Origin of the sequence: Streptomyces sp. NBC_01363, assembly GCF_026340595.1 — a bacterium.
Taxonomy (GTDB): domain Bacteria; phylum Actinomycetota; class Actinomycetes; order Streptomycetales; family Streptomycetaceae; genus Streptomyces.
In genome coordinates this window covers 1,000,949-1,021,152 of sequence record NZ_JAPEPF010000002.1, presented here as the reverse complement: position 1 = coordinate 1,021,152, position 20,204 = coordinate 1,000,949, and the positions used below count along the sequence as shown (strand labels likewise).

General features: G+C 71.9%; 19 protein-coding genes. 12 read left to right on the top strand and 7 right to left on the bottom strand.

What is annotated here, in order from left to right; all coding sequences use genetic code 11:
• Positions 1 to 31: 31 nt before the first annotated feature.
• The 4 genes from OG611_RS32390 (at position 32) to OG611_RS32375 (ending at position 5,486) form a co-directional block, all read left to right on the top strand.
• Positions 32 to 457 (top strand): OsmC family peroxiredoxin, encoded by a 426-nt coding sequence (locus tag OG611_RS32390; protein WP_266428347.1) that lies wholly within the window; start codon positions 32 to 34, stop codon positions 455 to 457.
• Between the two features lie 125 nt (positions 458 to 582).
• The gene (locus OG611_RS32385) at positions 583 to 1,983 is read left to right on the top strand and encodes an alkaline phosphatase PhoX (RefSeq protein WP_266428345.1); all 1,401 of its coding nucleotides are present in this window, start codon (positions 583 to 585) and stop codon (positions 1,981 to 1,983) included.
• A 257-nt stretch (positions 1,984 to 2,240) separates the two neighbouring features.
• On the top strand, positions 2,241 to 4,463 hold the full coding sequence (locus tag OG611_RS32380) for an FAD-dependent oxidoreductase (RefSeq protein ID WP_266428342.1): 2,223 nt from the start codon (positions 2,241 to 2,243) through the stop codon (positions 4,461 to 4,463).
• 171 nt (positions 4,464 to 4,634) lie between these two features.
• Positions 4,635 to 5,486, top strand: a complete 852-nt coding sequence (locus tag OG611_RS32375; protein WP_266428340.1) for a polysaccharide deacetylase family protein — start codon at positions 4,635 to 4,637, stop codon at positions 5,484 to 5,486.
• 177 nt (positions 5,487 to 5,663) lie between these two features.
• On the opposite strand, the gene OG611_RS32370 is transcribed toward OG611_RS32375, so the two are convergent.
• Genes OG611_RS32370 through OG611_RS32355 form a run of 4 tightly spaced genes read right to left on the bottom strand, consistent with a single transcriptional unit; the run spans position 5,664 to position 8,129 of the window.
• Positions 5,664 to 5,879 carry a hypothetical protein gene (locus OG611_RS32370; RefSeq protein WP_266428338.1) on the bottom strand — a complete coding sequence of 72 codons (216 nt, stop codon included), beginning with the start codon at positions 5,877 to 5,879 and terminating at the stop codon, positions 5,664 to 5,666.
• 14 nt (positions 5,880 to 5,893) lie between these two features.
• Entirely contained in the window at positions 5,894 to 6,562 is a 669-nt protein-coding gene (locus OG611_RS32365) for an ABC transporter (RefSeq protein ID WP_266428335.1), read from the bottom strand.
• Positions 6,559 to 7,407, bottom strand: a complete 849-nt coding sequence (locus tag OG611_RS32360; RefSeq protein WP_266428333.1) for an ATP-binding cassette domain-containing protein — start codon at positions 7,405 to 7,407, stop codon at positions 6,559 to 6,561. Before OG611_RS32360 ends, OG611_RS32365 begins: the two co-directional genes overlap by 4 nt.
• 44 nt (positions 7,408 to 7,451) lie before the next feature.
• The gene (locus tag OG611_RS32355; RefSeq protein ID WP_266428330.1) at positions 7,452 to 8,129 is read right to left on the bottom strand and encodes an AIM24 family protein; all 678 of its coding nucleotides are present in this window, start codon (positions 8,127 to 8,129) and stop codon (positions 7,452 to 7,454) included.
• A gap of 71 nt (positions 8,130 to 8,200) precedes the next feature.
• On the opposite strand from OG611_RS32355, the gene OG611_RS32350 reads away from it, so the two are divergent.
• The 4 genes from OG611_RS32350 (at position 8,201) to OG611_RS32335 (ending at position 12,390) form a co-directional block, all read left to right on the top strand.
• Positions 8,201 to 8,962 carry a peptidyl-tRNA hydrolase gene (locus OG611_RS32350; protein ID WP_266428327.1) on the top strand — a complete coding sequence of 254 codons (762 nt, stop codon included), beginning with the start codon at positions 8,201 to 8,203 and terminating at the stop codon, positions 8,960 to 8,962.
• 194 nt (positions 8,963 to 9,156) lie between these two features.
• The gene (locus tag OG611_RS32345) at positions 9,157 to 10,455 is read left to right on the top strand and encodes a DUF692 domain-containing protein (protein WP_266428324.1); all 1,299 of its coding nucleotides are present in this window, start codon (positions 9,157 to 9,159) and stop codon (positions 10,453 to 10,455) included.
• A gap of 5 nt (positions 10,456 to 10,460) precedes the next feature.
• Positions 10,461 to 11,507 (top strand): TIGR04222 domain-containing membrane protein, encoded by a 1,047-nt coding sequence (locus OG611_RS32340; RefSeq protein ID WP_266428321.1) that lies wholly within the window; start codon positions 10,461 to 10,463, stop codon positions 11,505 to 11,507.
• A gap of 79 nt (positions 11,508 to 11,586) precedes the next feature.
• Positions 11,587 to 12,390: a TIGR04222 domain-containing membrane protein gene (locus tag OG611_RS32335; protein WP_266428318.1), complete on the top strand. Its 804-nt coding sequence runs from the start codon at positions 11,587 to 11,589 to the stop codon at positions 12,388 to 12,390.
• Positions 12,391 to 12,570: 180 nt separating this feature from the next.
• Here the strand turns inward: OG611_RS32335 and hemQ are convergent, their stop codons facing one another.
• The gene (hemQ, locus tag OG611_RS32330) at positions 12,571 to 13,299 is read right to left on the bottom strand and encodes a hydrogen peroxide-dependent heme synthase (RefSeq protein WP_093542266.1); all 729 of its coding nucleotides are present in this window, start codon (positions 13,297 to 13,299) and stop codon (positions 12,571 to 12,573) included.
• Between the two features lie 4 nt (positions 13,300 to 13,303).
• A complete protein-coding gene (gene hemG, locus OG611_RS32325) occupies positions 13,304 to 14,791 on the bottom strand; it encodes a protoporphyrinogen oxidase (RefSeq protein ID WP_266428310.1) in 1,488 nt (495 codons plus the stop codon).
• Positions 14,792 to 14,917: 126 nt separating this feature from the next.
• Between hemG and OG611_RS32320 the strand changes: the two genes are divergently transcribed.
• Positions 14,918 to 15,892 (top strand): DUF4349 domain-containing protein, encoded by a 975-nt coding sequence (locus tag OG611_RS32320; protein ID WP_266428307.1) that lies wholly within the window; start codon positions 14,918 to 14,920, stop codon positions 15,890 to 15,892.
• Positions 15,893 to 15,929: 37 nt separating this feature from the next.
• Entirely contained in the window at positions 15,930 to 17,315 is a 1,386-nt protein-coding gene (locus tag OG611_RS32315) for an FAD-dependent oxidoreductase (protein ID WP_266428304.1), read from the top strand.
• 25 nt (positions 17,316 to 17,340) lie between these two features.
• On the opposite strand, the gene hemE is transcribed toward OG611_RS32315, so the two are convergent.
• Positions 17,341 to 18,393 (bottom strand): uroporphyrinogen decarboxylase, encoded by a 1,053-nt coding sequence (gene hemE, locus OG611_RS32310; protein ID WP_266428301.1) that lies wholly within the window; start codon positions 18,391 to 18,393, stop codon positions 17,341 to 17,343.
• A 112-nt stretch (positions 18,394 to 18,505) separates the two neighbouring features.
• Here hemE and OG611_RS32305 point away from each other — a divergent pair, with 112 nt between their 5' ends.
• Positions 18,506 to 19,165 (top strand): DUF3000 domain-containing protein, encoded by a 660-nt coding sequence (locus OG611_RS32305; protein WP_266428298.1) that lies wholly within the window; start codon positions 18,506 to 18,508, stop codon positions 19,163 to 19,165.
• Between the two features lie 330 nt (positions 19,166 to 19,495).
• Positions 19,496 to 20,158 carry a response regulator transcription factor gene (locus tag OG611_RS32300; RefSeq protein ID WP_024488613.1) on the top strand — a complete coding sequence of 221 codons (663 nt, stop codon included), beginning with the start codon at positions 19,496 to 19,498 and terminating at the stop codon, positions 20,156 to 20,158.
• Positions 20,159 to 20,204 lie beyond the last annotated feature (46 nt).

Here is a 20,204-nt window from a genome sequence, read left to right as displayed (position 1 = left end):
CGACCGCGCACACCGTTTGAAGGGATTCGGCATGGCAACCACGCGTCAGGCTCACACGGTCTGGGAAGGCAACCTGCTCGAGGGCAAGGGGGTCGTCACCTTCGACTCCTCCGGCGTCGGCGAGTTCGATGTCTCCTGGCCGTCCCGCGCGGAGAAGCCGAACGGAAAGACCAGCCCCGAGGAGCTCATCGCGGCGGCCCACTCCAGCTGCTTCTCGATGGCGCTGGCCCACGGTCTGGCCGCGGCCGGCACCCCGTCGACCCAGCTGACCACCACGGCCGACGTCACCCTCCAGCCCGGCACCGGCATCACCGGTATCCACCTCACCGTCCAGGGCCAGGTGCCCGGCATCGACGAGGCGGACTTCGTCAAGGCCGCCGAGGACGCCAAGGCGAACTGCCCGGTCAGCCAGGCACTGACCGGCACGACGATCACGCTCTCCGCCTCGCTGGCCTGACCACAGGGGCCACTCCCGGCCCGGGACACACCTGGGGCCCGGTGACCCGCATGGTTCCCGCGCGGCGATACGCGTGCTACACACATGCGGGTCACTTCTCCTGTCCGCCAGCAGGGAGTTGCCTCATGTCATCAGAAACGTCACGACCGACCGCGGAAACGTCACGTCTGTCCGCCACCCGTCGCCAGGTCCTGGCCGGCAGCGGCGCGGCCGTTGCCTCGATCGCCTTCACCGGGGTGTTCTCCGAACTCTTCGCGGGTACCGCGGCCGCCCGGGGACACAGCGGGTACGGCCCGCTGGTGCCCGACCCCGACGGTCTGCTCGACCTTCCGAAGGGCTTCCGCTACCGCGTCCTGTCCAGGGAGGGCGACCAGCTCCGCTCCGGCGAGGGCCCGGTACCCAGCAACCACGACGGCATGGCCGCCTTCGCCGGCCGTCACGGTCACGTCCGCCTGGTCCGCAACCACGAGAACCGCGTCACCGCGAAGCTCCAGGTCCCGGTCGTCGAGGGCCTCACCTACGACCCGATGGGCAAGGGCGGCTGTACGGCCCTGGAGCTGGACGGCCGCAACAACGTCCTAGGCGAGCGCGTCGCCATCGCCGGTACGGCGGTGAACTGCGCGGGCGGCCGTACCCCTTGGAACACCTGGCTGACCTGCGAGGAGACCGAGGACAGAGCCGGTACCAACGGCTACACCAAGGACCACGGCTTCATCTTCGAGGTGGACGGCGCCGATCCGCACCGCACCGGGGCCGTGCCGCTCACCGCGATGGGCCGCTTCCAGCACGAGGCCATCGCGATCGACCCCAAGAGCGGGATCGTCTACGAGACGGAGGACGCGTTCGACAAGCCGTTCGGGCTCTTCTACCGCTTCCTGCCGAACAAACCGCTCGGCGGTACGGGCTCGCTGCGGGCCGGCGGCCATCTGGAGGCCATGCGGGTGCCGGGCGTGCCCGACCTCTCCGTGGTCCAGGAGACCGGGGCGAGCTTCGAGGGCATCGAGTGGGTCCCCGTACCGGACCCGCTGGCGACCGGGACGCCGATCCGGTTCCAGGACTTCGGCCCGAAGGGCATCACGCACGCGCAGAAGCTGGAGGGCTGCTACTGGGGCGGCTCCTCGGTCTACTTCGTCTCCAGCTTCGCGCACAGCTCGCAGGGGTCGGCCGCCGACCACTACGGCCAGGTGTGGCGGTACGAGCCGAAGCGGCGCCGCCTCACGCTCGTGATCGTCTTCGGCCCCGGCACGGACGTGCAACTGCCGGGCGAGTCCCCGGACAACATCTGCCTCGCCGCCGACGGCGGGCTGATGGTGTGCGAGGACGGCGACGGCGCGCAGCATGTGTTCGGTCTGACGCGGGGCGGCGAGGTCTACGCGATGGCGCGGGGCCGGCAGAACATCGGGACACCGCAGGAGCCCGAGTGGGGAGAGTTCGCCGGGGTCACGTTCGCTCCGGACGGCGGGACGATGTACGTGAACTGCTACACACCGGGGACGACGTTCGCGGTGACGGGGCCGTGGCGCTGACGCGCTGAGCCACGAGGTGCCGGGGGCGGACAGTCGATGTCCGCCCCCCCGTGCGCTGCCCGAACGGCCCGCGTCCCGACGGGCATCGGCCGCAGAAGCTGCGGCGGGGATCCACGCATGGAGATAGGCTCCCGCCTGGTTCCGCGCGCCTCCGCGGAACCCGTTCGCACCGACGGGGAACGGAACACACCTCACCCTCGACGGTGCACCGCATGCCTTCCGCAGCCTCGAAACCAACCCCCGATGGGACGTGAACCATGAGGCAAGAAACCGCACGGCACGACATCACCGTCGTCGGCGGCGGTCTGGCCGGTGTCTGCGCGGCGATCGCCGCCGCCCGGCTGGGCCGTACCGTGGCACTGATCAACAACCGGCCGGTTCTCGGCGGGAATTCAAGCAGCGAAGTCCGGGTCTGGGTCGTCGGTGCCACCGCACACGGCAACAACCACAACGCCCGTGAGGGCGGCATCATGGGCGAACTCTTCGTCGAGAACCAGTTCCGCAACCCGGACGGGAATCCGTACTACTGGGACATGGTCGTGCTGGACGCGGTCCGGGCCGAGCCCGGGATCACGCTCTACCTCAATACCGACGTGCGGGAAGTGGACGCGGACGGGCCCGAGGACGCCCGGCACATCAACGCCGTCACCGGCTGGATGATGGGCTCCGAGCGGCTCATCCGCTTCGAGAGCGAGCTGTTCCTGGACTGTTCGGGAGACGGTCTGGTCGGCGCCCTGGCGGGAGCCCGCCACCGCATCGGCCGGGAGTCGCGGGCGGAGTACCTCGAACCGTGGGCGCCGGAGGAGGCCGATAGCATCACGCTGGGATCGACCCTGCTCTTCTACACCAAGGACGCGGGGCACCCGGTCAAGTACGTGCCGCCGTCCTTCGCCAAGAACATCGCCGAGACCTCGATTCCGCAACGCCGCATCATCAAGTCCGGTGACAACGGCTGTGCTTACTGGTGGATCGAGTTCGGCGGCGAGCTGGACACGGTGCATGACAACGATGCCATCCGTGACGAGTTGTGGGCGGTCATCCACGGCATCTGGGACCACATCAAGAACTCGGGCGAGTTCGACGCCGCCAACATGACGCTGGAGTGGGTGGGTTCGGTGCCCGGCAAGCGCGAGTACCGGCGCTTTCTCGGCGACTACGTGCTCCACCAGGGCGACATACTCGGCCAGACCGAATTCGCCGACCGGGTCGCGTTCGGCGGCTGGTCCATCGATCTGCATCCGCCGAAGGGCATGTACGCCGACGGGGACGGCGCCAAGCAGCGCTACGCGGACGGGATTTACCACATCCCTTACCGAAGCCTGTACTCGGTGAACACGACGAACCTGCTCTTCGCCGGGCGCAACATCTCCTCCAGCCATGTCGCCTTCGGCTCGACCCGGGTCATGGCGACCTGCGCGACGATCGGCCAGGCCGCGGGCACCGCCGCCGCACTGTGCGCCGCCCGGGGTGTCGCCCCGCGCGCACTCGATGTGCCCGTGCTGCAACGCGCCCTGCTGCGGGAGGACGCCTCCGTCGTCGGTCTGGCGTCGGCCGACCCGGACGACCTGGCCCTGCGCGCCGCCGTCACGGCCTCGTCCAGCCTGATCGACTTCGGTGTCGGAACACTGCAGGAGCGCCTGCCGCTGACCGCCGACGCCGGCCTGGTGCTTCCCGTCGACCCCGAACTGACCGGCCTCGAACTGCTCGTCGACGCCGAGCGGGACACGGAACTCGTCGTCGAGCTCCACGACCCGGAGCTCGGACAGAACTACGTTCCTCGCCGCCTCGTCGACTCCGTCACCGTGCCGGTCGCCGCCGGGTCGAAGCAGTGGGTCGCGACGGGGCTCCGGTGGACGCCGGAGAGCGCCCGCAACGCCTTCGTCGTCGTACGGGCCAATGAGGGCCTCGCCCTGTACAGCACCGACGGGCCGGCCCCGGGCGTGCTCGCCCTCACCCGCATCCCGCTGGACCCGCGTGCCGAATCTCCGCAGCCGCTGCGCGAGTGGACCGACAGGGGCCTGCTGCGCCGCGGCTTCTGCTTCCGGGCGGGCGAGACCGCCGCATACGCCCCCGCCAAGGCCGTGGACGGCTACGCCCGCCCGTACGCCGGTCCGCACATGTGGGTCTCCGAGCCCCTCCAGAAGGGCGCGGGAGCCTGGCTGGAGCTGGCCTGGCCGCAGCCGGTCACGCTCCGCCGGATCGATGTCCTCGCCGATGACGACGTCAACGAGGACCTGATCAACCTGCATCACCACCGGACCCCGTTCGACACGCTGCCGACCCTGCTGCGGGACTACCGCGTCGAAGCGCGCGATGCGGACGGCTCCTGGCGGACCGTCTCCCGCACGACGGACAACCGGCGCCGCCGCCAGGTGCACACCCTGGACGAGCCGGTCACGTCGACGGCCCTGAGGATCGTCGTCGAGGCGACCAACGGAGCCGCCTCGGCGCATGTCGTCGCGGTTCGCGCGTACGCGTAGGAGCGGACCGGGCGGGCGACCCGCCGGGCGGACCTGCGGGACGGATCATCCGGGGCGGCGATTCGACGGCCCGGGTGAATCCGCGCGCGACTCCGACGGAGAGAAGCGCCACATCCACCCACTAGTTACATAACTAGATATTTTCCGCTAGTGACTCATTCCGTGCGGAAAATGACAGCTCTGACTGTTCTTGGTGTGGCGCTCGGCAGCCTCACCGGCTGTGGGGGCCACGGCAGCACGCCCGCCGACGGCCCCTCGGCCGCAGGGCGTACGCCTTTCGTGGTCCATGCTCCGTCGCACCCGGTCCCGGCACCGCCGCCCACCATGCCTCCGGGCCCCGGGGCACAGACACCCGTCTTCGCCCACGGGGCGAGGACCGGCGGGAAGGTGGTGGCGCTGACCTTCGACGCCGACATGACGGCCGCCGAGGGACCGCGCGCGGCGGCGGGCGAGCACTTCGACAACCCCGGACTGATCGCGCTGCTGCGCGAGTTGAAGGTGCCCGCGACGGTGTTCATGACGGGGCGGTGGGCCGATGAGTACCCGGCGCAGGCCAGGTCCATCGGCGCCGATCCCCTCTTCGAGGTCGCCAACCACTCGTACAGCCACTACGCCTTCACGTCCCCCTGCTACGGACTACCGACCGTGGCGAAGGGCGACATGCGCGCCGATACGGCGCGGGCCTTCGCCTCGTTCCGGAAGGCCGGCGTGCGCAATACGGTGCCGTACTTCCGCTTCCCCGGCGGCTGTTACGACGATGCGTCGCTGCGCGCGCTCACGCCCGAGAAGGTGACGGCGGTGCAGTGGGACGTCGTCAGTGGCGACGCCTTCGCGACGAACGCGGACGCGGTGGCCGAGCAGGTGCTGGACGGGGTGCAGCCGGGCTCGCTGGTCGTCATGCACTGCACCCGCAGCGCGGCGCCGGTCACGGACGAGGCGGTACGCCAGGTGGTCCCTGAACTGCGCAGGCGCGGATACCGCTTCGTGAAGGTCTCCGACCTGATCCGGGCGGCACAGCGCTGAGCGCTGCCCCGACCTAAGGGCTGTCCCGTAATGCCTGGCGGGCGCGCGACGACAGCTACGGCACCTCGCCGCGTTGTCGGAACGCCCGAATACATCCAGTATTCGGGCGTCCCTCCGCCTTGCGATGCACCGCATCTGACGCCGCACGCTGATCCACCAGGGATTACGGGACAGCCCTTAGCCGGAGCACGCCGTGCGCTGGGCCTCCTGCCATTCGCAGACCGGGCAGAGGGTGATGCCCCTGACCGACTCCGGGTACTCGGTCGGCTTCCGGCAGAGCACGCACTCGGCGTACGGAGGACCCGCGGCGGTCTCCGTCCCGGTGGCCGCGGGGTCCGCGGCAGGTGTACCGCAGTACGCCTCATCCCTGCGCCCATCCATGCGCTCGTCCATGCGTACGAGCCTACTCAGCCGCGCAGGGAAGCCAGCTTGCAGGCGAGCGCGGCCGCCGCGGCGGCGAGGGCGGCGGCGACGACGAACGGCAGGACGGGCAGGTGCACCGTGCCCGTCCGCGAGCCGGAGACCAGGTCCGTCACGGCGGAGTTCGCGGGCGACCCGCTGGTCACGAGGGCCAGCAGCGCGGCCAGCACGGTGCCGACGACGGACCAGCCCCGCCGACGCAGCAGCGGCCGGGTGCAGAGCGCACCGGCCACCGCCCCCAGCAGCACACAGCAGGCGACGGCGAGCAGTCCGGCGATCCCGGCGGGCAGCAGCGCCACCCGGACGGCGTTGTCGGTGCTGGCCGGCTTGCTGATCAGCAGCACGGTCAGGGTGGCGGCCACACCCAGCAGCCCGGCGCAGCCGAGCGCGGCGAGCAGCGATGCCAGATGTGCCCTCGGCGATCCCACCACCGCGGCGGTCACGGTCCGGGCGGCGGGCGGTTCCTGGTTGACGCAGAGCTGTACGAGCCAGGCGGTGACGGGCAGGAGCCCGGCGGCGGCGTAGCCGAGCGAGTCGAGGACGGGCTGCCCCCACTGCACGCCGACGCCGATGAAGGCCACGTACAGCAGGACCGGGGCGAGCCAGCGCTGGGAGCGGACCAACAGGGCGGTCTGGTAGCGGAGGAGGGCGGTCATGATGCCTCGGGGGTCGGGGTGCGGTGCGGGGGCCCGTCGGTCCCCGGGCTCTCCACGCGGCCGGGGGCGGCGGCCAGTTGCCGGATGTGCCAGGGCGGGCGCGCGGTGAGCAGGGCGCACAGCAGCGCGTCGGAGTGCGCGGCCGCGACGGTGAGCCGCACGCCCCCGTCGGCCCCGGGCGTGTGCTCCGGCGCGCCCGGCAGCCCGGCGGGGAGCACGGCGCCGGGCGGGCCCGCCGCCTCGATCCGTACCCGCGGGCCCGTCTCGACGGACCGTGCCCCGGATGTGGCGAACAGGCCGTTCCCCTCGATCCGGAACACGGCGTCGGCCGCCCCGGCGAGCCTGCGCGGGTCGTGGTCGACGAAGACGACGGTGGCGCCGGCCGCGACCCGTTCGGCCACGGCCCGGTCCAGCTCGTCGCGGGCCGCCGTGTCGAGCCCGGTCCATGCCTCGTCCAGGATCAGCAGCTCCGGCTCGGCGAGGAGCGCCTGGGCGACGGCGACCTTCTGACTGGTGCCCTTGGAGAGGTCCGGGAGCGGTGTACGGGCGTGGCCGGCGGCCCCGAAGCGTTCGAGCCACGATTGGGCGCGGTCCGCCGCCTCGGAGGTCCGCAGGCCGTGGATGCGGCCGAGGTGGACGAGGTACCCGGCCGCGGTGAACGGCAACGCGGCCGAGAAGCGCTCGGGGACGTACGCCGTGCGCGGCCGGCGGCCGGTGATCCGGCCCTCCGTCGGGGAGTCGATCCCGGCGAGCAGCCTCAGCAGGGTCGACTTCCCGGTGCCGTTGGCGCCGTCGACCCGGATCAGGGTGTGCGCGGGCAGGTCGAGGTCGACCCCGCGCAGCACCCACGGTCCGCCGAGGCCGTACCGGCGGCCGACGCCTGTCAGGTTCAGTTGGCCGTCGCCTTCTCGGGCTTGGCCTCGCTGGGTCGTACGATCACGAAGCCCTCGCCGTCCAGCCGCAGTTGGACGGCCTCGCCGGATCCGCCGCGGATCATGGAACCGAAGCTCTGCGAGCGGTGCAGCGAGGTGTTCAGGTTGGCGCTCCAGCCGACCACGGCGTCCGTGTCGACGCAGACCGGCTGCTGGGGCGTGACGGGTATCACGATGGGGTGGCCCTCACACATCAGGCCGAGCTTGCCGTATCCGGTGAAGACGCTGTTGAAGAGCCCGCCACCGGTCATCCCGGCGCCCTTCACGGTCTTGATCTCGTAGGAGAGCGTGGAGTCGAAGCAGAGCACGTTGCGGCCGTTGATCGTGAGGACGTCGCCGTGCTCCATGTCCACGATGAAGCAGTTGGCGGCCTCGTGCGCGAACCATGCCTCGCCCTGGCCGCGGACCGCCATCAGCGGCAGCCCCTCGCCGGTCACGGCGCGCTTGAGCATGCCGCCTATGCCCTGGCCCTTGCGCTCGAACTGCAGATCGCCACGGAAGGCGATCATCGAACCCTGGCGGGCGTGCATCTCGCCGTTGACGGCGTACTTGATGGATTTGGCGTTCTGCAGGGTCATCCCGGGGGCCGTGGCCTGCTGCGCCATGTTCTCGCTGGAAAAGAGATCGCTCTTCATGCGGTGCATCCTCACCCGGAGCGTTTCATTCCGCCAAGAATCATTTTCCGGGCGGCTGGCAGACTGGACGGGTGAGCAGCAATGACACCCCCGTATCCCCGTCCGCATCCCCGGCCACGCCCCACCCACCTGCGGCGGACAGCCCGTTCAGGACGGAGCCGACGAGCCTCGACGAGGCGCCGCAGTACGTGCTCCCGCTCGTGGTGCACATCGAGAAGACGGCTCCCCCGGCCCGTACCGACGCGCTGCGGACCGCCGCCCGCGCGGTGCTCGTGATGCTCTCCGACGAGCGCTCGAACGGCGAGGGCGAGTGGGCGCGGGCGATGCGGGACTGGCAGGACGCCCGCATCCGCAAGGTGGTGCGGCGGGCGCGCGGCGCGGAGTGGCGCAAGGCGTCCGCGCTGCCGGGCATCACGGTCACGGGCGAGAGCGCCGAGGTGCGGGTCTTCCCGCCGGTGCCTCTGGACGGCTGGCCGAAGGAGCTGGCGAAGCTCCAGGTTTCGGGGACGGATCTGGACGACCCCGAGCCACCCGCCGCGCCCGATCCCTCGGGCCCGGTGCTGTGGCTCAACCCGGAGCTGGACATGTCGGCGGGCAAGACCATGGCACAGGCCGGGCACGGTGCGCAGCTCGCCTGGTGGGAACTGTCGGAGACCGAGCGCAAGGCGTGGCGCGAGGCCGGCTTCCCGCTCTCCGTCGCCACCGCGGAGCCGGGCCGCTGGCAGGAACTCACGGTGAGCGGGCTTCCGGTGGTGCATGACGCCGGGTTCACCGAGATCGCTCCCGGCTCGTGCACGGTGGTCGCCGACCATCCGGCACTGCGACGCGGCTGAGCGCGAGCGGGGCGGCTCCGTCCTCGCCCGTCCCCGAGGGCGGGCCCCCGAGACCCGTCCCCGCCCCGACCTCCCCGGACCGGGAACCTCGAACGACCGGGAACCTCAAATCAAGCTCTGAACGTCCCCCTGTTCGGATTCAGCACCGCCCTCCGGGGCCATGAGCCCTGCACGGTGCGGAGGAGGGGGACGGCATGGAGCTGGGAATCGGTATCGGCTGGCGGCCGGAGATCGCGGACGCCGTCGAGGCGCTGCCCGGGATCGACTGGGTGGAGGCGGTGGCGGAGAACATCTGCACCGGCCATCTGCCCGATTCGCTGGTACGGCTCAGGGAGCGCGGGGTCACGGTCGTGCCGCACGGCGTCTCGCTGGGCCTCGGCGGGGCCGACCGCCCCGACGCGGGGCGGCTCGCGGATCTCGCCGCCCGCGCCGAGCTGCTCTCCGCGCCCCTGGTGACCGAGCACATCGCGTTCGTACGGGCCGGGGGGCCGCGCACCTCTTCGCCGGGGCTGGAAGCGGGCCATCTGCTGCCCGCCCCGCGGACCCGGGACGCCTTGGACGTGCTGTGCGAGAACGTACGCATCGCGCAGGACTCGCTGCCGGTGCCGCTGGCCCTGGAGAACATCGCGGCGCTGATCTCCTGGCCGGGCGAGGAGCTGACCGAGGGCCAGTTCCTGGCGGAGCTGGTCGAGCGCACCGGGGTCCGGCTGCTGATCGATGTCGCCAATCTGCACACCAACCACGTCAACCGGGGCGAGGACCCGGCCACCGCGCTCGACGAGCTGCCGGTGGAGGCCATCGCGTACGTACATGTGGCGGGCGGCGTCGAGAAGGACGGCGTCTGGCACGACACCCACGCCCACCCGGTCACCGCGCCCGTCCTCGACGTCCTCGCCGAACTCCGTTCCCGGGTCGACCCGCCCGGTGTCCTCCTGGAACGCGACGACGACTTCCCGCCGGCCGGGGAACTGGCGGGCGAACTGGACGCGATCCGCGCCACCTTGGACCGGTCGGCGGCGCACATGACGCGGTCCGCGCCGGGTTTCCGTCCGGCCGCGCGGACCGTGGCGTCCGCGCCCCCGGACGCCACGCGCGACCGGCTCGCGGCCGCCCAGAACGCGCTGCTCGCCGCCCTCGTCGCGGGTGGCCCCGCCCCGCAGGGCTTCGACCGGCGCCGCCTCGGGATCCAGAGCCGCGCCCTGGCCGCCAAGCGGGCCGGGGTCGTCGCCAAGCTGGCACCGGAGCTGCCGGAGATCCTGGGCGCCGGCTACCGGGACGCCTTCCTGGCGTACGCCACGGCCCGCCCCATGTCCGCCGGATACCGGCGCGACGCGCTGGACTTCGCCGAGGAGCTGCTGATCGCGGGCGGACCCGCCGACGACGCCGCCCGGCGCCGGCTGACCCACTGGTGGCAGGACCGGGCCGGCGCGCGCCCGCCGCGCCGCACCACCCGGTTCGTACGAGCGGCCCGCGCGGCCCTGACAGGAAGGTGACCGGCATGAACACCGTGGCACTGTTGGTGGATCTCGGCATCGTGGTCTCCTCCGTCCTCCTGATCGTGGGGCTCGCGCGTGCCCGTGGCGGCGTCGGAGGCTCCGTCCACGACCTCTACGAAGTCGCCTTCCTCAACGGTGGTCCGGGCAGGGTCGTGGACACCGCGCTCACCGCGATGCGGGCGGACGGACGGCTGGCCGTCGGGGGTCCCGGAATCGTCGCCGTCCAGCGGGCCGAGGCCCGTGAACCGGTGGAGCGCGCGGTGCTCCAGGAACACGCCCTGGCCCCCAGCGGCGCGCTGCACACCCTGCGCGACGCGGTGATGCGGCACCCCGCGGTGCAGGAGATCGGCGACGGGCTCGCGGCCCGCGGTCTGCTGGCCGCGCCCGCCGCGAGCCGGACGTGGCGCCGCTGGGGCATGGCCCAGGGACTGGCCTGCGTATTGGCCGTCCCGCTCACCGTCGTGGCGACCGTCACGCAGTCGCTGTCCGACGAACTGTCCCCGGACTCCCCCGTGCCCTTCGTCTTCAAGGTGCTCCCGGTCCTGATCCCCGGCTTCCTCATCGGCTTCATCTGCGCCGGCATCGCCCGGGGACGCGTCACCAGGTCGGGGCGGCGGGCCGCCGAGGCGTACCGCTCCGCCCAGGCGGGCAACCCGCAGCCGGCTCATCTGGTCGCCACGCTCGGGCTGCGGGCCCTCCCCGATCCCGAGCTCCAGGCGCAGTTGATCGCGGCGGCCCGGATGCAGCCGGGCGGACGGGCGTCCGGGCGGCAGGCGCGCTCGGCGGCTGCGGCGTCCACGGGCGCCTCCGCCCTGCTCCTCGCACCGGTGGTGTGGTGTGCCGGTACGAGCCCCGGTCACGGCAGTTGCGGGAGCTCCGGCGACGGGGGCAGCAGCGGAGGCGGCGGGGGCGGGTGCAGTTCCGGGTCGGGCTGTGGATCGGGGTCCGGATCCGGCTGCGGCGGGTCGAGCGGCTCCGGCTGCGGCGGCAGCAGCGGTTCCAGCTGCTCCAGCAGCAGCTGTGGTGGCGGGTCCAGTTGTGGCAGTTAGGACCTGCCCCGCACCGCCGAACCGTCCGCATGATGAACAGGCCATGGCTTTCCACGCCCGCCTCGCATAGGAATCCGCCATGCTCTGGGTTCTGTTTCTGCTGGTCGCATGGGGTGCGGCAGCCATCTCGTGCGCCCGGCTCTGCCTCGTCTCGGCCCGCACGGGACTGCTGTCCCACGCCTCCTCGGATCCCGCGGAGGGCACCGGCTCCGGCCATGAACTGACCCTGTACGAGACGGCGTTCCTGGCCGGCGGACCTCACCGGGTGGTCGATCTGGCGCTGGTCACCATGCATCTGCGACGACGGCTGCTGCTCGCCCACACCGGCTGGGCGACGGTCGTCGACCCGGAGGGCCGGGACGAGATGGAGCGCACGGTGATACGTGCGATAGGCCCGCAGGGCCAGGCCCCGATACCTCCGGTACGGACGGCCGCGGCCACCGCCGACGCCGTACGCGCCCTGGCCGACCGGCTCGTCGCCGCCGGCCTGGCGCTGCCGCGCGGCGCCGGAACCGATGTCGGCGCCGCGGTGCGCGCGGTGCGGGGCGCGGCTCTCCTGGTGGTCGCGATGGGCGCGGTCACCCTGCTGATGCCCGGTCAGGAGCATGGTCCCGGCGGCCCGGTGGTGTCGCTGCTCGTGTGGTTCGGACTGCCGTTCGCGCTGACGGTCGGCTGTCTGTCCATCGCCCGGATGGAGATCCATCCGTACAGCTCGTGGGCCTCGCCCGCCGGTCAGCGGCTGCTGGCCGCGAACGACGTGCCGACCGCCGGGGCGGACCGCGACGTCCTGGCGGCGATCGCCGTACGGGGTGTGCGCGCCGTGGACGATCCGGCGCTGCGGGCCGCGCTCGGCGGCGGGGCGGGCGGACGACGCTACTTCTAGAACACGCCCAGGAAACGCCGGTCCATCACGGGGTGGTGCGCGTCGAAGGACGCCGGTGCGGCGCGCGGAACGCGCGCCGCACCCGGAGCCGGACCCGGTGTCGCTGGAACGACGGGCAGCGCGAACGCGCCGGTGTTCCGCCGTCTGATCTTCCGGGTCGGGGTGGTCGGAGCCCGCTCGCTACGCGAGCCCGGCCACCAGGTCTGCAACCGACTTCCTGCGCCCCGTGTAGAACGGGACCTCTTCGCGGACGTGCATCCGCGCCTCGGAGGCCCGCAGGTGACGCATCAGGTCGACGATGCGGTAGAGCTCGTCGGCCTCGAAGGCGAGAATCCACTCGTAGTCGCCGAGCGAGAAGGAGGCGACGGTGTTGGCCCGGACGTCGGGGTAGCCGCGGGCCATCTTGCCGTGGTCCGCGAGCATGCGACGACGGTCCTCGTCGGGCAGCAGGTACCAGTCGTAGGAGCGCACGAAGGGGTACACGCTGATGTAGTTGCGCGGCGTCTCGTCGGCCAGGAACGCCGGGATGTGCGACTTGTTGAACTCGGCGGGGCGGTGCAGCGCCATGTTCGACCAGACCGGCTCCAGCGCCAGGCCCAGCCTGGTGCGCCGGAAGAGGTTGTACGCCTCCTGCAGCTCGTCGGCCGTCTCGGCGTGCCACCAGATCATGACGTCGGCGTCGGCACGCAGGCCGGAGACGTCGTAGGTGCCGCGGACGGTGATGTCCTTGGCCGCGAGCTGGTCGAACAGCTCCTGCACCTCGTCGGCGTATCCGGCCCGGTCCGCGGGCAGGACGTCGCGCAGCTTGAAGACGGACCACAGCGTGTAGCGGATGACCTCGTTGAGGTCCTTGGCCTTCTTACCCGCGTTGGGGCCCTTGCTTGATTTCACAGTCTCAGGCGCACTCATACGGCTATTGTCCCGCCTCGTTCCGTGTGCCCTTGACCAGGGTCGACGTGGCGATGATCTCTTCCCCGGAACCGCTGGTGAGCTCGGCCGCGATTTCGTCCGCGGCGCGGTGGGCACTCGCGATGCACGCCGGGATGCCGACGCCGTCGTAGACCGCGCCGCAGACCCGCAGCGCGGGCAGCTTGGCGACCTCGTCGCGGATCCGGGCGACCCGGGAGAGATGGCCGACGGGGTACTGGGGCAGTCCGCCGATCCACCGGGTGACCTCGGTGTCCACGGGCTTCGCGGTCAGTCCGGTCGCCTCGGCGAGGTCGCGCAGCGACACATCGACGAGCTCGCCGTCCTCGCGGTGGATGTGGTCCTCCTCGCCGTAGCGACCGACGGAGGTACGCAGTACGAAGAGGTCCGGGGCGGATTCGGCGACCCAGTTCCACTTGTGGGAGGAGAAGGTGGACGCCTTGATGGTGCGGCCGTCGACCGGGGGGACGAGGAAGCCGGAACGACCGTCGAGCGCGGTCGTGGCGGCGACGTCGGAGCGGCGGAACGCCATGGTGACGAGCGCCATCGACGCGTACTCGACACCGGCGAGCTCGGCGGAGGCCGCGGGGGACTCGGCGGCGAGCAACGTGGAGGCGGACCAGGCCGGGGCGGCGAGCACGATGCCGTCGGCGGTGATCACCCGGGCGTCCGTGCGGACGCCCCAGCCCTCGGCGGTACGGGTCAGGCCGAGGACGGGCGTGGCGGTCAGGATCTCCCCGCCCGCCGCGCGCACGGCGTCGGCGACCGCGCCGGGCAGGGTGCCGATGCCGCCGTCGATGCCCTGGAAGACCGGTCCGGTCTGCTGCCGGGCCGCGGCCCGCTCCTGGATGCGCCGGACACCGTCGAGCAGCGAGCCGCCCTCCCGGGCCGCCTCGAAGAGCTGCGGTACGGCGGCGCGCATCGAGATCCGGTAGGCGTCGCCCGCGTACACACCCCCGAGGAGCGGCTCCACGAGCCGGTCGACGACCTCGCGGCCCAGGCGGTCGGCGACGTACGCGCCGACGGCGACGTCGTCACCGACGGTGGTCGGGGTGAGGTCGCGCTCCTGCGCGATGCGGGCGAGGCCCTCCGGGGAGAGCAGTTCGCCGAGCGCCGCCGGGTCGCCCGGTACGCCCATCACATGGCCCTTGGGCATGGGTCGCAGGGCGTCGCGCGTCCAGACCGACGCTGAGGCCGTGGCGGGCGGCTGGAGCCGGTCGCCGAGCCCGACGTCACGTGCCAGGCCGACCGCCTCCGGGCGCCGGGCGAGCATCGACTCGGCGCCCAGGTCGACCCGGGTCCCGGCGATCTCACCGGTCATGAGCTTGCCGCCGAGCCGCTCGGTGGCTTCGAGCAGGGTGACGCGCAGTCCGGCCCCGAGGAGCCGGTGGGCGGCGGCGAGTCCGGCGATGCCTCCGCCGATGACGACGACATGTCCGGTGCCCGGGACCGCGCGATTGAGTGAACGCTGCATGCCCCCACTCTCTCAAACCCTGTCCGAGTCCTGAACGTGACTGCTTCGAAACCGGCATTCGGCAACCCGCACCCGTGCCCGGTACGTCGAACCGGCATCGTCAACGACCCGCCTTGGGGGGCAGTCATGCAGACCTACCGACATCCTGGCCGTTCATCCGTCCGTCGCCCGCGCAGGGTCCTGGCGGCCGGCCTGGTCGCCGGCCTCCTCGCGCTGAGCGGCTGCGGCGCCGCAGACAGTGCGAGCGACGCGAGTTCCGGCGACAGCAAGAGGGCGATCGGCGCGGACGAGCGGGGCGCCGCGGACTCCGCCGCCGGGAAGGCGGAGCAGGGGACGGGCGGTTCGCCGTCGCAGCAGAAGAAGTCCGATGCCGTGCCTTCCGGCACCCGTGTCATCCGTACCGCCACGCTCTCGGTGGAGGTGAGGAACGTGCCGAGGGCGGCCGCGGTCGCCCGTTCGGCCGCGGAGAGTTCGGGCGGTCTGGTGTCCAAGGAGGAGACCGAGCGGATCGACGACGCACACGACATGTCACACCTCGTGCTGCGCGTTCCGCAGGGCGAGTACGACGCGGTGCTGAAGCAACTCGCGGGCACCGGAAAGCTGCTGTCGCGCACCTCGTCGGCGAAGGACGTCACCGACCAGGTGGTCGACGTGGAGAGCCGGATCGCCACCCAGCGGGCGAGTGTGGCGCGCGTACGGAAGCTGATGGAACGGGCCGGGAAGCTCAGCGACGTGGTCACGCTGGAAGGCGAACTGAGCAGCCGTCAGGCGTCCTTGGAGTCGCTGCTCGCCCAGCAGGCGTCGCTGGAGGACCGCACCACGCTCGCCACGATCACCCTCGACCTCTCGGAGCCGGAGACGGCGGCGCAGGACGGCGGTGAAGACGACCCCGGCTTCCTGGACGCGCTCGGCGGCGGCTGGCACGCGTTCGTGACGGTGCTGCTGTGGCTCGCGATGGCGGTGGGCGCCGCGGCCCCGTTCCTGGCCGCACTCGCCGTGCTCCTGCTGCTGTGGCGGCTGCTGCGCCACCGGCTGCCCGGACGCCGAAAGCCCCGGACGCCCGAGCCCGCCGGGTCCTCGCCCGCTCCCCCGGCGCCGTAGCGTGGTCCCTTCGGACTCGGTGTCGAAGGGACCAGGCATGACGGCGGAGCGACTGGTGGTCATCGGTGGGGACGCGGCGGGCATGTCCGCCGCGTCCCAGGCCCGCAGGCTCAAGGGCCCCGACGAGCTGAGCATCGTCGCCTTCGAGCGGGGGAACTTCACCTCGTACTCCGCCTGCGGCATCCCGTACTGGGTCGGCGGCGACGTCGCGGGGCCGGACGAGCTCATCGCGCGCACCCCGAAGGAGCACCGGGCCCGCGACATCGACCTCAGGATGCGCACCGAGGTCACGGAGATCGACGTCGCCGGGCAGCGGGTGCGGGCCCTGGACCTCGGCACCGGCGAGGCGTACTGGACGGGCTTCGACAAGCTGGTGATCGCGACGGGGGCCCGCCCGGTGCGTCCGGCGCTGCCCGGCATGGACGCGCCCGGGGTGCACGGCGTGCAGACGCTGGACGACGGGCAGGCGCTGCTGGAGTCGCTGGACCGGGCGCCGGGCAGCAGGCGGGCGGTCGTCGTCGGGGCCGGCTACATCGGCGTGGAGATGGCGGAGGCGATGCTGAAGCACGGCTTCGACGTGACCGTGCTCAACCGCGGCGAGCAGCCGATGGCGACGCTCGACCCCGACATGGGGCGGCTGGTGCACGACGCGATGGACGGTCTGGGCATCACCACGGTCAACCGGGCCGAGGTCACCGCGATCCGCACCGGCTCGGACGGCCGGGTCCGCGCGGTCGCCACGGGCGACGCCTCCTACCCGGCGGACGTGGTGGTGCTCGGTATCGGTGTGGAGCCGGAGACGACGCTGGCGCGCGCCGTCGGCCTGCCGCTGGGCCCGCACGGCGGGCTGCTGACCGATCTGTCGATGCGGGTCGTCGGGCACGACAACATCTGGGCGGGCGGCGACTGCGTCGAGGTCCTCGACCTGGTGGCGGGACGTACTCGACACATCGCGCTGGGCACCCATGCCAACAAGCACGGCCAGATCATCGGGTCCAATGTCGGCGGCGGCTACGGGACGTTCCCGGGCGTGGTCGGCACGGCGGTGAGCAAGGTGTGCGATCTGGAGATCGCCCGCACCGGTCTGCGCGAGAAGGACGCCCGCGCGGTGGGCCTGCGGTACGTCACGGCGACGATCGAGTCGACGGGCCGGGCGGGCTACTACCCGGGGGCGCGGCCCATGACGGTGAAGATGCTCGCAGAGTACCGCACGGGCCGGCTGCTCGGTGTGCAGATCGTGGGCCGGGACGGGGCGGCCAAGCGCGTGGACATCGCGGCCGTGGCGCTCACGGCCGGGATGACGGTGGAGCAGATGACCGCCCTGGACCTGGGCTACGCCCCGCCGTTCTCGCCGGTCTGGGACCCGGTCCTGGTGGCGGCCCGCAAGGCGGTGACCGCGGTACGCCGGGCGGGCACCGCCTGAATGCGCGGTGCCCGGCCCCGGCGGCTCAGCGCTCGGTGCTGGTGTGCACGTACTCGACGAGCCGGGTCAGCGCGTCCGGGTCCATCGTCGGCATCACGCCATGGCCCAGGTTGAAGACATGGCCTTCGAGGCCGGCGGCGGCGTCCAGCACCTCCTGGGTCTTCTCCTCCACCGTCGCCGTCGGTGCGAACAGCACCGCGGGGTCGAGGTTGCCCTGGAGCGCCTTGCCGGGGCCGACGCGGCGCGCGGCCTCGTCCAAGGGAACCCGCCAGTCGACGCCGACGACATCCGCGCCCGCCTCGCCCATCAGGCCGAGGAGTTCGCCGGTGCCGACACCGAAGTGGATGCGCGGGACGCCGTACGGGGCGACGGCCTCGAAGACCTTCGCCGAGGCGGGGAGCACCGAACGCCGGTAGTCGGCGGGGGCCAGCGCGCCCACCCAGGAGTCGAAGAGCTGGACGGCCGAGGCGCCGGCCTCGATCTGGACCTTGAGGAAGGCGCCGGTGATCTCGGCGAGCCGGTCGAGCAGATCCGCCCAGAGCTGCGGGTCGCCGTACATCAGGGCCTTGGTGTGCTCGTGGTTGCGGGACGGGCCGCCCTCCACGAGGTAGCTGGCGAGGGTGAACGGCGCCCCGGCGAAACCGATGAGCGGGGTGGCGCCCAGCTCGGCGGTGAGCAGGCCGATGGCCTCGGTGACGTAGCCGACGTCCTCGGGCGTGAGGTCGCGCAGCCGGGCCAGGTCGGCGCGGGTGCGGACCGGCTCGGCGATCACCGGTCCGACGCCGGGCTTGATGTCGAGGTCGATACCGATGGCCTTGAGGGGGACGACGATGTCGCTGTAGTAGACCGCGGCGTCGACCTTGTGGCGGCGGACGGGCTGCATCGTGATCTCGGCGACGAGCTCCGGCATCGTGCAGGAGTCGAGCATCGGGATGCCTTCGCGCACTTTCAGGTACTCGGGCAACGAGCGCCCCGCCTGGCGCATGAACCAGACCGGCGTGTGCGGCACGGGCTCGCGCCGGCACGCCTTCAGGAACGCCGACTCATGGGTGGCGGAGGTCTTCGTCTGCTGGCCCATGGGGCGATCGTTGGCACTCACACCAGGAATCTTCGCACGAAGCCGTAAGCAGCCGGGCCCGCCCGGGTGTCCCTCCCTGCGCGAAGCGCCGGTTCCGCCTACTCTTCCCCGCATGGCTCCGGCTCAGGGACAGTTCTCCGATCAAACCGATGGCGCTGACAGCAAGGACAGCGAGGAGGGTGGTTCCGTCCCGCCCGCGTTCCGGTCGGCGGTGGACGCGTTGCATGCGGCGCGGCTCCGCCCCGAGCTGGAGGTGGAGTCGACGAGGCCGCCCAAGCGGCTCGCTCCGTACGCGTACGCCCTGGAGGCGGCGGTCGTCGACGGCGAGGACGATCTCGCCGACGGCCGCCTCGTGCTGCTCCATGACCCGGCCGGGCACGACGCCTGGCAGGGCACCTTCCGCCTGGTGACGCTGGTGCGGGCCGAGCTGGAGCCGGAGATGGCTTCCGACCCGCTGCTGCCGGAGGTGTGCTGGTCCTGGCTGACCGGCGCGCTGGAGGCGCGGGGTCTGTCGTACGGGGAGGCGGGCGGCACGGTGACCCGGGCGGGGTCGCACTACTTCGGCACGCTGGGCACGAGACGCCCGGCGACCCAGATCGAGATCCGGGCGTCGTGGACACCGCGCGAGGGCCGCGACGGGGTGCCGGACACGGGGGCGCATCTCATGGCGTGGGGCGACCTGCTGTGCCAGATCGCCGGCCTGCCTCCGTCGGGCCCCGCCGACGCAGCGGTGGTGACACTCCCCCAGCGGCGCGGCCCACAAGTCTCCTGAACTCCCTCTCCGGCCTCTTTCCCGAACCTCTCCGGCCTCTTTCCCGAACTTCTTTTTCTGCCTCTTCCCTGAACTTCTTCGCTGAACTTCCCCTCTGGCCGAAACCTATCCCCCGCCGGTAACTGTGCGTGATATTCGCCGCGCAGCTACCGGCATTCTTTTCGTACAATCGATCGCATGTCCGATTTGCCCGAATTGTTACTCACCAAATCGCGATCTTCCCCTAAAGGAGCACGGGTCTGCTGCCGAAGAGGTCAATGACCCTTCAAGCACGGTTCGCCCCGGCTTCATCCCCGAGCCGGCCCGTCCCGCCACTCCCCAGGAGGCCTGGTGTCCGTTCTCCTAGAGCAGCCCGCAAGCCTGGTCGCCTACCGCCCGAACAAGCCGACGGCCATGGTCGTCGTGGCCGACCCGCGCGTCCGTTCCACCGTCACCCGCCATCTGTGGGCACTCGGAGTACGTGACGTCATCGAGGCGTCGTCCATCGCGGAGGCTCGTCCCCGCGTCGGCAATCCGCGCGACATCTGCGTAGCCGACGTCCACCTGCCCGACGGTTCCGGGCTGACCCTGTTGTCCGAAACCCGAGCAGCCGGCTGGCCGAACGGCCTCGCCCTTTCCGCCGCCGATGACATCGGCGCCGTACGCAACGCCCTCGCAGGCGGCGTGAAGGGCTATGTCGTCACCGGCACACGTACCAATATCGGCCACCCCACCCGTCCCGGCGTCGCCCCCATCGGCGCCAACGCCGCCCGTATGCACCGCCGGCCCCCCGGCACCCCGAGCCACCCGGGCGGCTACCGCGAACTCTCCGGCCGCGAGGTCGAGGTTCTCCGCCTCGTCGCCGAGGGCCAGTCCAACAAGGCCATCGGTGTCTCCATGGGCCTGTCCGCCCTGACCGTCAAGAGCCATCTCGCCCGAATCGCCCGCAAGCTCGGCACCGGAGACCGTGCAGGAATGGTCGCCGTCGCCCTGCGAACGGGAATCATCCACTGACGCCCGCACCCCGGCGGGTCCGCACAGGAACGGACCGGCTGGTTTG